Consider the following 11,720-nt stretch of genomic DNA (forward strand, 5'->3'; position numbering starts at 1 on the left):
TTTATCTTTCTCTTTAATACTCAAGCGGCAAGCGTTCTACTCTATACCGCTCACAAACCACTTCACAATATTTCATATCACACCATTAAAGACTCACCACATACTCCATCACAAACCATTAAGCACCGTAAAATGGTTTAGTGGGTATATCTTTTTGCAAGCTTTGCTTGTACTCAATTGAACACTTGATCAATACATGATAAATTGTACATATGTTCTATTTATTATGGCTGTATCTTATGACTAATGGTAATATTTCATCGGGCAAGTCCAGTATTTTGCTATTGAGCATTGTTAGCGTATTGCTTGGCTGTAGCTATTTTATGGCATCAGACATGTATGTCCCAAGCCTACCTAACATGAGTCATGCGCTATCTACAAGTTCAAATATGGCACGCATGACAATTGCGGTATTTTTGATTGCTTTAGCCTTATCTCAACTTTTTTATGGCCCCGCCTCTGATAAGTTTGGTCGCAAAAGAATTATTTTTATTGGTGCTAGTATTTATTTAATTGGCAGTTTAATCTGTATGCTCTCTTGGAATATTTATGTATTGATCATTGGCCGAGTTATTCAAGGGGCAGGAACAGGTGCTTTGTTATCATTATCTCGCGTGATTGTTCAAGACTCGGTAGATAAGGATAAATTTATTCATATTGTCGGTTGGTTAAGTCTCTTTTTCATGCTTGCTCCAGCAGGTGCACCAGTACTTGGAGGGGTAATTGAAACTTACTTTAATTGGCGTATCAGTTTTCTTGTCATGTTCATACTTGTTGTTATAACCACTTTAATTGTTGCTACACGCATGCAAGAAACTCACCCACCACACAAGAGAAACACTAATGCCTTAGTCCCTAAACAATTATTCACAAATTATCTTGAAATATTAAAACATGCGCCTTTTGTAATATATACCTTTTGTATGGTTGCAGGGTTTTCTGGCATTGTTGGTTTTTACACTGTTGGGCCCTTTATCCTCATTAACAAGTATGGCATGACTCCACAGAACTTTGGATTCCTATCCATTGCGATCATTGGTTGTGCCTTTATTGCTCGCTTATATATGTCAATCATCTCACTTAAGAAATTCGGTGCAATAAAAACACTTTTTCAAGGCTTATGTTTAATGGTGCTAGCAAGCACTATTTTACTTGTAAGTTCAATTTTAGGATTTGCAGATGAAAAAACACTGATTATTTGCGTTATGCTTTATGCTATGGGTAGCAGTATCGTAGGACCAACTGTTGTTGGTGTTGCACTTTCCTTCTTTAGCCATAAAGCAGGTGCTGCTAATGCTGTTTATGGGTTCTTGCAGATGTTTGGGTTGTTTCTAGTAAGCTCAGTTGCCGCAATCATTCCTGCCGAAATTTTTGCTTATGCGCTGATTATTTTTGTCATGTCCTTTGCTGCTTTAATGTTTTTGAGCATTCTCACCTTTAAACAACACACCTCATCACTTCATAAGACAATCTGTGCTTAATGCATAATTCTTAATACATAGACTTGACAATCAAAAGGGCTTGGTCGGATACTAGTGCGATATAAAAAAACACATATACCATTACGTGATGTTGCCTATTCTTGACAAGTTTTCCACTGAACACGCCCACTGCAAAACGTTTACAAATGAGCTACTAACTTCAGGCTTTAAAGGTGATATACAGTATGATTATGCCACCCGCGTCAGTAGCTCAATTGATAATAGTATTTATCAAATTGTGCCCGAACTCGTCCTTTTTCCTAAAGAGCATGCTGATATTCTCAAGATTTTCACCTTGGCAAATAGCAACGCCTTTCAAGAACTTAAGTTTAGCGCGCGTGGTGCTGGCACTGGCACCAATGGCCAATCGCTAACTTCTGGCATTATTATTGATACCAGTCGCTATATGAATAATATTTTAGAGATTAATCTAAAAGAAAATTATGTTTTAGTGGAACCCGGCGTCGTCCTCGATCAGCTTAATGAAATGCTGGCGCCACACAAAGTGTTTTTCGCACCTAATTTATCACCAAGTAATCGCGCTACCATTGGTGGCATGGCAAGTACCGATGCTTGCGGTAAAGGCTCGCGCATCTATGGGCGCACCAGTGAACACTTATTAGAATTAGAATGCGTATTAAGTGATGGTGAGGGCGTGTCATTTGAAACAATAGATGCCAATAATCTTGATACACTTATTGATGAGCATTCTAGACGTAACTCTCTATTGACTCAAATCTATCAATCAGTTGCAACTGAAGTGATTAACCAATATGACAAGATCACTGCCCAATTTCCAAAACTTGACAGATTCATGACGGGATATAATCTTGCTAAGTGTTATGATCCACAAGCACATAGTGTCAATCTTAATTATCTGATTTCAGGCGCTGAAGGCACGTTGGCATTTATTACTAAGCTTAAGTTAAAACTCACTGCTATCCCAAGCCACAAGGTCCTATTTGCCATTAGCTATAGTAATTTTGACTTGGCATTACGCGATGCTAAAAACCTATTGAGCCTAAACCCTGCAGCGATTGAAACCATTGATGATAACATTTTGAAACTTGCCAAAGAAGATGAGATTTACCCGCAAATTCGTCCTATGCTTGAAGTGCATACCAATCATGATATTGCTGCTATTAATCTGATTGAGTTTATTGCCCATAGCGATGAAGAACTAAGTGCTAAAACTCAACAAGCGAAAGAACATCTGAACACGCAAGAACGCAGCTTCTATCTTGCGACTGATAAAGATGAAATGGCTGTATTATGGGAGCTTCGCAAAAAAGGAGTGGGCTTATTAGGTGCCATGAAAGGTGCGAAAAAGCCAATTCCATTTATGGAGGATACCGCTGTTCCACCGGAAAACCTTGCTGATTATATTGTTGAACTAAGAGCACTTTTGGATAGTTATAATCTACGCTATGGGATGTTTGGACATGTTGATGTTGGCTGCTTGCATATGCGCCCTGCTTTGGATATGAATGACCCGAAAGATCAAGCGTTGGTTGTTAAATTAACCAAAGAGGTTAATGATCTTGTTAAAAAGTACGGTGGCGTTTATTGGTCAGAACATGGCAAAGGCTTTAGAAGCGAATATGTCAAAGACTACTTTGGTGATGAGTTACATACTTCTTTGCAAAAAATCAAAAAAGCATTTGATCCGTATAATAAACTAAATCCAGGTAAAATTGTTGTGCCTTTTGCCAGCAATGACGAACTGGTCAAAGTCAACGGTCCCTTTCGTGGCACCGAAGACGCTAAGGTTGATAGTGGCACCCAAAAGCTTTTCTCAGGCGCATTTGATTGCAATGGTAATGCCGCTTGCTTAAATTACCATCCTGATCAAGTGATGTGCCCATCGGCCAAAATTTCACATAACTGGGTTTACTCACCCAAAGGACGTACCGCACTTTTACGTGAATGGTTAAAGCAACTTGCTGAAAAAGACTATCAACCCAATCCATTTTCTACTGCTGCATCCCATAAAAAACAAAACGTCAATAAGAATGACTTCTCTTACGAAGTCTATCAATCACTTGATAAATGCTTAGGCTGCAAAGCATGTGCCACAGCTTGCCCAATCAAGGTTGATGTGCCGACAATGAAACCGATGTTTTTAGCAGAATATCATAAGCGCTACAAGCGCCCTTTAAAGGATTATGCGATTAAATATGTCGAACAAACGGCTAAATGGCAAAGCTTAAGCCCAACGTTTATAAACTCAGTACAGTCCGCACCCTTTATAAAGACATGGATAAACAATAAACTTAAGCTTGTTGACGCCCCTTTGCTCTCTAAAGAAACCTTAAAAGCAGGGCTTAAAAAACGTAATGCGCCAAGATTTAGCATTGGAAATTTAAAAACACAACAAGCAATCAACCCTCACAAAACAGTTTGTATTGTTCAAGATGCATTTACCAGTTTCTATAACGCTGAGGTTGTCTTGGCAGTCTATGACTTATTAACTAAGCTTGAATTTTCTGTCTTTGTGCTGCCGTTTTATGAAAATGGTAAAGCTGCACACGTTAAAGGGTTCTTGACTTACTTCCACAAAAAGGCTGCACGCGCTACTGCCTTTTATAATCAAATTGCTCGTTTAAATGTCCCACTGATTGGCATTGATCCGAGCATGACCTTGGTTTATCGTGATGAATATCGTATGGTGTTAAAAGACCAAGTACAGTTTAAAGTTGAGCTATTACAAGAATGGCTTGTTAAACAGCCACCAACCATTAATATTACAACCACAGAGCACACGACAACATTATCTTTACTAGGCCACTGCTCAGAGCGCGCACTTGCTGCAGTATCAATGCTTCACTGGCAGAAAATTTTTAAAGCGTTTGGTGCCAAGCTTATAATTGAAAAAGTTGGTTGTTGTGGTATGGCTGGTACTTTTGGACATGAAAAAGATAATCTTACATTATCCAAAGAGATTTATGCTTCAAGCTGGCAAAAGAAAATAGAATTGGGGAATCAGAACAAGCAATATCTTGCAACGGGCTTCTCTTGTCGCTGTCAGGTTAAACGTTTTAGCAATAAACAACTACAGCACCCTGCCGTTCACCTTCTGGAGTTAATCAATTAATCTAAAAAATTAAAATCAGCGAATTCGAGCATATGTTACTGGATTTTAATGTCGATTTTTGCTAACTTCACAGCCCTACAACATTATTAGCTCGCATAGTTCTGCACCCGTAGCTCAGCTGGATAGAGCGTTGGCCTCCGGAGCCAAAGGTCGGACGTTCAAATCGTCTCGGGTGCGCCACCATGAAACCCACATAAAATATAGTTTATTTTCCATGGTACCGACATCAATGACGGTAGCAAAAATAAATCTTGGGGTGAATATGGGGCATATTTTCTTTTTAAATTCGATTGCTCTGTGTAAAATGCATCAAACTAAATGATAATGCACCAACATAATGACAGTAAAAAATGGCGCACTGCTCATTACTTCAATAATTTGTGTAATACTTATTGTTTATGCATATTTCATAACTAAAAATTATTTAACGCTGAGCGCTCAAGTTGAAGCACTAACAAATAGACAAAACACATTAATTGACATCGGCATGACAAGCAATACGTTTTTAACGAGCGGACTGCTCGACTTAGAAAAAAAGTTTTTAAACAACAGCTATTTACTACGTGATGCGGATAACAGCGTGCTTATAGATATGAAAACAATCTGTGAGCAAAAAAACGGTGTCAATTGTGTTCATAATAATAACGGGGAGTTGGAATTTGTCGGCAATAACTAAACGTCATCCCATCATAACCACAATTTTAATCATTCTCATTGTATTAGCAATCAGCGGGTGCAGCTTAATAAGCAATAGCCCCAACGTGATATTGACTAAAGACGCAAACACAGTAGCGGTTCATAATCTAACCGCAATTGAGTATTGCAACGTAAACAGCAATCCCAATTACTTATATGTTGATTCAAAGTTTTATACAACGAACTACGATTTATTCATGTATATAAACCAGATTAATGTTGATTTACTACGCTATAAAATATGCTTTGAAGCATTGAAAAAATACAACCTTGAGGTTGTTGAACTGATAAAAAAACAAAGGATTTAAAACAATGTTTCATGTACACACACTATTTAAGTGTCCTCACTGCAACTCTGTCTTTTTTGCAGACGTAAGGATTCGGGTTTTTTGCAAAAATTGCAACAGCCGTCTGCATGATAAAGTCTAATATAAAAATGAGGATATTTACATGCAGGATACAGCAAAAAATAATATAAACGAATATGGCCCCAAGTCTTTTGTGCATAACGGTAAAAAGTACCGCACTATGGTATCGTTTGAAATAGAAAACAATTTAATGCATGGCATCATGGCGCGAATGCGCAAAAAGCTTAAAAATATTTTGTCATTATCAGAAATTGCGCAGTATTGCTTAGTGCATCATGCAAATAAAAAGAAGAAGCAAAATAAAATATATGATCCGTATCGCGATTTAACACAGTCTGGGATCCATGTGCTCTATCGCGCATGGCGATAAATCTATATCAATTTAAAGAATAACTTGTATTAGTATTGCAAATTAGTTCAGAATCGGAAGCAATAACAAGCTTATTGCTCACGTTGCCTTCTTCATCTGTGTACTCAGTAACAATAAATGATGCGTCAACTATTTCAACATGGTTTAAAGGTTTCTGGTGAACAGAATGGCTGCTCCTGTGTGTGTTAATCATTAGATCGGAAAAACTATCAATATCCGATTCTTGATCAATCTCTGTCATACTCTCAATTGACTCGCATAGTTTTTTAGGGCTAACGCTGTATATGTAGTTATACATTCGATTTTGATTTTGTGGTTTGCGCTTTTCGCATACCTCATAACAATAGCTCAAATCTTTTTGTGCTGCGTTATTACTCGTTGATATCGCTTCTGTTTGTGCTGCGTTATTATTTGTTGGCATTGCTTCTGTTTGTGTTTCCCATGTGTTAACTCTTTTTTCTATGCTATCGGTTTGGCTGTCAGCATCTAAATAAGCGGGCTTTGGTAGCTCAACTGCTTGTGTGCTAGATGTGCTTTTGTTACACCCGCTAACAGAAAATGAGGCTAAAACCACGGCTAAAATCATCCCAACAATAACAACAGCAAAGCATAGCAATAAACAGTCATCTTTTGTTATTCTGCGCAATTCTGTCTTAAACTTAGTTATAATTTTTTTAATCATATTTTACTGTTTATACCTCTTCGTTGTTTCTTTGTTCTGATTCTTCAAAGCCTTTTGCTATGTCTCGAACACCCAGTCCATAGCGTGATTTAAATCGATTATTAAACTTTTTAGCTTCTTCACTGGTCGGATTCAGTGCAAAACTGTAAGCACGTTTTAGCGCTTCTTTATCAGATACAAATTTAGCTGTGAAAACGGTGCCCACTGTTGCCGTTGCACTTTTCATTGCGCTCTTAAAGTCGGCAAACACTGCCAGCATCCCACCAAACATTTTAAAAACAGCGACCTTTTCAGCCGTTGGCGTTTCGCCCAGTTTATTTTTTGATGCTTGAGCGCGTGACGATAGCAAAACAATATCTTCTAGCATTTGCTTATTTTCTGGATTGCTCAAAATAGCGTCTAGCTTTTCTCTATTTTTCGGCTTGTTCGCTTCTCTTACAATCGCATGGAATTTGCCACCTATGTCTACATTGCCAATCTTTGATTCGTCAAAAATCTTGTCAAACTGCTCGCGGTCAGCAACGGTTTTATAGTGTGCATCTGCTTTTTTAAGTGCGGCCAGGTACTCCGGGTTTTGCTCGCCATATTTCTCTAAATCACGAACAATTGCTGCGCGTATGTCTTTTAACTCGTTATTCACAAAGCGCATAGATTTTTCGCGCTCAGTCATCGTTGCGGGGTTCTTAGCGTTCCAGTTTATCTTCTCATTAAGCGCTACCTTTGCATCGTGTAGACTTTCAATGTATTGCTGATCATTAACGCTATTTTTAGCAAAACGCTTCTCCCAACGCTCAATATCACGTTTTAATAGTGAAGCCCCTTCTTTCGGTATCAAGCTTTTATCAATATTGTTTTTGATCTTTTCAAAAGTTTTAAGCGTCTCATTAGCTCGGATTTTATCGTTTACTTTTTGTTCTGTTTCTTTGTATTCATATGTGCGTTGCTTATCTTGCCCGCTTTGCTGCTCAGCTTTTGCCCCTTGCTTTTTGCCCCTTATGACTTCAACGTCATCATAGCCTATTTTGTTTTTGTCATAGCCTATTTTGTTTGTTTGGTTCTCTATGCGATTATCAGCACCATTAAATGGGATTTGTTCCTTTTCTTGCACTGTGGCTTTGGCTTTATCGCTATAATTAACATCCCATTCAGTCGTTTTAGTGCTTTTCTTCAAGTGCGCTTTAGCTTCATCATATAACGCGTTGATTTGCTCTTGATCACGTTCGGGACCTATGTTTTTTGCTAGCCTGTTTTTAGCTTCAAGTATGCTATTTTCGGCATCCTTGACATTGTTTTTTAGTTTATCTCCAAGGCCAAGCGGCATTTTATCCGTTACTTTGGTCATGTGCGAAGCTAGTGTATTATCTGTAACATAAGACAAAGGCGCATCAACTTTTAGGCGTTCTGCCGCATCAATAACATCTTCATTTAACGCCCCTTTTTGCTCAGTGAAAGTGTTCGCTTTTGGCGCTCTAACACCCGCCATTTCTTTAAGCGAAGCAAACCTTTTTGGCGCACCTACGCCAACGGCAAGTTCAGCTCCCGCGCCTGCAAGTTTATTATCAGTCATATTTTCAACAGCTTGCCCAGTAGCCCCCATTCCTCCGGCTATCATAGCATCATATTTGTTAGTGCTACCCAGATAAGGCGCGGCTTTCTGTAGCATCTTCGATCCGGTTTTAGCTAACGCCCCCGCAGCACCTCCGCCAGTAGCCATTGATGTAGCATATTCGGCACCCTTGAAAATAGGGTTATTATCAGTAAATTTTGACTCGCCATCTGTGTAGCTGTCAATCGCCTCGCCAACCATGTCACTTGGGTATTTTCCGTAAGGAATATTTAAGTTCGGGGTGGCAGCCCCTTCCTCTTGAAATTTATTTGTTTGCGCATTCATCCCTGCCACTAATAAATTCCCAACAGCAACGGGGATATCTGCAATTCCTACGATTCCCTTTAAAATAGGCTTAGAATAGGTTAAAACCGTATTAATAATTGCGTTTTTAGTTTCTTCTGGCAATTCTTGCGCTAGATCGGACTCTTGGGGTTGTTGTAATGGCTGATCGTCAGCATAGCCGCCAAACTCCGCAAAAGGATCATCGCTCAGTCCTTCGCTTACATCATCAGCATAGCCGCCAAATTCCTCGAATGGGTCTTGTGAAAAGTCTTTTTTTTTAACCATTGTAAATCATCTCTAACAAGTCAGGATTGAACTTTGAGGCAGGAATATTACCGATTTTCCCAGTTGCTTTGTGTCTAACTTTGATCATACTATCACCCGCTTGACCGTGTTTTATTCTTTTAACGTCTTTATTGATGCGATTAACCTCGTCACTGTAACGCTTTAAATAGTTGTTTGTTTGATTCATGAAAGCTTTGTAAGTCATACCAAGGTTAGGCGTAGAATCAAAGATCATTTTATCGACTTGTTGATTTGCACTACTACCTAAGCCCTTAACACCATCAATTGCTAAGTCAGACTGTAGTTTATACATTTCGCTCACAGCATCCGCAAAGCCTTTTGCCTCAGTTCTGCCAACAATGTTTCTGGCAACTTTTTGCGAAATAGCATCACGTAAACTAGGATCTTTTTGACCTTTCAATTGTGAAACAAGCATTTCACTATTGAAAATCTCTGGGTATTTTTCGGCTATATCTTGCATGCGCTCAATGGTGTTGATCGCTTTTTCTGCATGATGCCCTTGCTGTTGAATCTCCGGCAACTTGGTTTGCTCAATCTTCGCTTGTTGCTTAGCGGATTCGAGGCTGTAAGCATGACTCGGATCGTATCTTTTACGATTTAAATCGATTTCCGACTCTCGTAAGTTTTGATCTTTATTTTTCTGCTGATACTTTGCATAATCTGGGTTTTGATTAAACTTGTATTCTGAAATATCGAAAATTTCAGGCAAACCAGTTTCCCCGTTCTTATATATAATAGAATTGCCGTTATCAGTCGTCCCAATATATTGATCATTAGCTCCAGTCAAATCTTTATAATTACTAAACATTGTTTGATAAAAGTTCTCGCGCACTTCTGGGGATAAGTCTTCAAAATTAGCACCATTTTCTTGTGACAGTTTTGTCATTTTTGAAGTAAATAAATCACTTAAAACTTGTTTGTTCTGCTCTTGCAAAGAGAACTGCTCGTTTTGTGCTTGAGCGCTTGCATTTACTGCTGAGAGATAGTCCATGACTTTATTGAATTTTTCAAGCTCTTTGCCTCTCTGTTGCGCGCTTGCGCCCATAGCGCCACCTGAAAATCCACGCAAAAAAGCCTTAGCTGTTGCTCCATGCCCTCTAGCGTTTCTGCCCTGTAAATCATCTGCTAGCTTATTAGCTGTATTTCCAAGTATATCCGCGCGGTTTGGTACTCCATTCCCGGCATCATACTTCGATTTTGCCAGTTGATAGCTAAACATGTCGCGTTGCAAGTCTCTGCTATTAGCCCTGTTTATGTTTTTTGCTTTCATAAGAACTAGATCCTATTTTGTTGCCAGTTAATGTAAGGTGCGCCAGTGCTTGTCCTTGATCTTTGCGGCGTTCTGTTTGCGTTAGCTTTTGATCTAGCGCCACCAGTTGCCATCCCCGCAGCTCCTGCCCATCCTCCAAGATACATACCGAGCAATCCAACACCAAGATTTGCCGCTGATTGTTGGGCTGTTGGGCCTCTTGCATTAAATTGCTCTAATTGTTGTCCATACGTTAAATTTGCACGATTAAGCGCATTATTATAATTCTGATTTATTGCATTTTGCTGAGCATTAAACTGATCCAATGCAAGTCCTGGGGCTTGTGACCCCATCGCTACATTTTGATCTATCCCACGCAAATTTAAACCTGTTTGTAGTTGTGCCAAATTATTATTTATGAGTGACTGAGTCTGGGCGTTACTATCTGCAATCCTTTGTCTTTTTAGGTCATTTGCTGTCACAGCTTGACTCAATCTTTGCTGTCTGTCTGTTTCCCTCAAGCCATATCCCTGCAACTGTCTATTAAGTCGCTGATCTGCTAAATCCTCACCGTAGGCACGTGCATTTAAATCTGCTTGCTGTCTTGCTAGCACTTCTTCACGTGCTAATTGTGCGCGTAAGTCATTGCCCGCAGAACTACTAAAATGCCCACGTTGAGCTAGATTATTTTCTTGATCGATATTAATTCTTCTTATTTCCTCATTAACAAGATTGTTTTGTATTTGTCTAAAACTATCAATTTCCTGTTCTATATTTCCTAAATTACCGACTGTACTTAAATCTCTTATTCTCTCATCATCCAAACTTGCAAATGCATTAATTACAGGTTGATAATCAGCTATAGCTTCTGGCTCTCTTTGATATAGTGCGTTGAGATTGCCAAGCGCACTGCTTATTAATGTGCCTGCTTGCGAATAAAATTGATCTTCTTCAGGTGTTCTAGGGAGTCTGCTGATAACCCTTTGTTTTTTACCATCTGCTCCTGTTGTAAATATAGACTGAACACCGGCTATTTCGTCTATAACGTCAATCATTTCTTCCATTTTTAACTCAGGGGTCGGGGCCTCTGGAATTTCCGGAGGTGCGGGGGGATCATCTCCTTTTTGCATCTCACGGTAAACGCGCCCACCTAGCGATGGTGCCCAACCTGTTAGCCTACCCATGATGGATGGTGTGGTTTTTCTATTAACTTTCCCCATTATTTATAACTCCTTTTTATACCAACTTTCGCCATTATGATCGTATAAATATTGCATACCGAAACGATGGCATAATTTAATCATGCTTTGATATTGTGTTGCTAAAAATACAGTCCCAAAGCCTAATAGTTTAGGAAAGTTCAATAATTGCTTGCACGTAGTCTTAGTTAAAACCCCGTGTTTGAAATTCTCAAAAATTAGCAATGTCATCTCACCCGCTGTTTTTGATATTTTTTTGATCCCGAAAATTCCGGCAGTTTCTTCGCCTTTTCTAATTAAAAAATACTCAGCATCTTTGTGATAATATGAGTTTGCATAATCATTTATGAGTGCTTTATCAACAGCAACAAAATCTAACATAGT

The 11,720-nt window shown here is 39.0% G+C and carries 9 protein-coding genes and 1 tRNA gene; 5 read left to right on the plus strand and 5 right to left on the minus strand.

From position 1 onward, the window contains the following. The first annotated feature begins 239 nt into the window (after positions 1–239). From IE867_RS02330 to IE867_RS02350, 5 genes are all read left to right on the plus strand, one after another. Positions 240–1,481 carry a multidrug effflux MFS transporter gene (locus IE867_RS02330; RefSeq protein ID WP_192483154.1) on the plus strand — a complete coding sequence of 414 codons (1,242 nt, stop codon included), beginning with the start codon at positions 240–242 and terminating at the stop codon, positions 1,479–1,481. 88 nt (positions 1,482–1,569) lie between these two features. Then, positions 1,570–4,575 carry an FAD-binding and (Fe-S)-binding domain-containing protein gene (locus tag IE867_RS02335; protein ID WP_192483155.1) on the plus strand — a complete coding sequence of 1,002 codons (3,006 nt, stop codon included), beginning with the start codon at positions 1,570–1,572 and terminating at the stop codon, positions 4,573–4,575. Between the two features lie 103 nt (positions 4,576–4,678). Continuing rightward, positions 4,679–4,755 (plus strand) — tRNA-Arg (locus IE867_RS02340). 157 nt (positions 4,756–4,912) lie between these two features. Further along, positions 4,913–5,251, plus strand: a complete 339-nt coding sequence (locus tag IE867_RS02345; RefSeq protein WP_192483156.1) for a hypothetical protein — start codon at positions 4,913–4,915, stop codon at positions 5,249–5,251. 470 nt (positions 5,252–5,721) lie between these two features. Further along, positions 5,722–6,009, plus strand: coding sequence for a hypothetical protein (locus tag IE867_RS02350; RefSeq protein WP_192483157.1), 288 nt, complete (start codon positions 5,722–5,724; stop codon positions 6,007–6,009). Positions 6,010–6,016: 7 nt separating this feature from the next. Here IE867_RS02350 and IE867_RS02355 read toward each other — a convergent pair whose 3' ends face one another. From IE867_RS02355 to IE867_RS02375, 5 genes are read right to left on the minus strand one after another with little or no spacing between them, the layout of a single operon-like run. Continuing rightward, positions 6,017–6,691 carry a hypothetical protein gene (locus IE867_RS02355; protein WP_192483158.1) on the minus strand — a complete coding sequence of 225 codons (675 nt, stop codon included), beginning with the start codon at positions 6,689–6,691 and terminating at the stop codon, positions 6,017–6,019. Between the two features lie 10 nt (positions 6,692–6,701). After that, complete coding sequence (locus IE867_RS02360; RefSeq protein WP_192483159.1) at positions 6,702–8,867, minus strand: hypothetical protein; 2,166 nt, start codon at positions 8,865–8,867, stop codon at positions 6,702–6,704. Then, positions 8,860–10,158 carry a hypothetical protein gene (locus tag IE867_RS02365; RefSeq protein WP_192483160.1) on the minus strand — a complete coding sequence of 433 codons (1,299 nt, stop codon included), beginning with the start codon at positions 10,156–10,158 and terminating at the stop codon, positions 8,860–8,862. The genes IE867_RS02360 and IE867_RS02365 overlap by 8 nt, the downstream gene beginning before the upstream one ends. A 5-nt stretch (positions 10,159–10,163) precedes the next feature. Beyond that, the gene (locus IE867_RS02370) at positions 10,164–11,357 is read right to left on the minus strand and encodes a hypothetical protein (RefSeq protein WP_192483161.1); all 1,194 of its coding nucleotides are present in this window, start codon (positions 11,355–11,357) and stop codon (positions 10,164–10,166) included. Between the two features lie 3 nt (positions 11,358–11,360). Beyond that, positions 11,361–11,717 carry a GNAT family N-acetyltransferase gene (locus IE867_RS02375; RefSeq protein ID WP_192483162.1) on the minus strand — a complete coding sequence of 119 codons (357 nt, stop codon included), beginning with the start codon at positions 11,715–11,717 and terminating at the stop codon, positions 11,361–11,363. Between the last annotated feature and the right edge of the window lie 3 nt (positions 11,718–11,720).

Origin of the sequence: Cysteiniphilum marinum (genome assembly GCF_014857925.1) — a bacterium.
Taxonomy (GTDB): domain Bacteria; phylum Pseudomonadota; class Gammaproteobacteria; order Francisellales; family Francisellaceae; genus Caedibacter; species Caedibacter marinus.

Excerpts from the sequence above, each read along its gene's own strand:
- IE867_RS02330 (WP_192483154.1), top strand. The coding sequence starts at position 240 with ATGACTAATGGTAATATTTCATCGGGCAAGTCCAGTATTTTGCTATTG.
- IE867_RS02335 (WP_192483155.1), top strand. The coding sequence starts at position 1,570 with ATGTTGCCTATTCTTGACAAGTTTTCCACTGAACACGCCCACTGCAAA.
- IE867_RS02345 (WP_192483156.1), top strand. The coding sequence starts at position 4,913 with ATGACAGTAAAAAATGGCGCACTGCTCATTACTTCAATAATTTGTGTA.
- IE867_RS02350 (WP_192483157.1), top strand. The coding sequence starts at position 5,722 with ATGCAGGATACAGCAAAAAATAATATAAACGAATATGGCCCCAAGTCT.
- IE867_RS02355 (WP_192483158.1), bottom strand. The coding sequence starts at position 6,691 with ATGATTAAAAAAATTATAACTAAGTTTAAGACAGAATTGCGCAGAATA.
- IE867_RS02360 (WP_192483159.1), bottom strand. The coding sequence starts at position 8,867 with ATGGTTAAAAAAAAAGACTTTTCACAAGACCCATTCGAGGAATTTGGC.
- IE867_RS02365 (WP_192483160.1), bottom strand. The coding sequence starts at position 10,158 with ATGAAAGCAAAAAACATAAACAGGGCTAATAGCAGAGACTTGCAACGC.
- IE867_RS02370 (WP_192483161.1), bottom strand. The coding sequence starts at position 11,357 with ATGGGGAAAGTTAATAGAAAAACCACACCATCCATCATGGGTAGGCTA.
- IE867_RS02375 (WP_192483162.1), bottom strand. The coding sequence starts at position 11,717 with ATGTTAGATTTTGTTGCTGTTGATAAAGCACTCATAAATGATTATGCA.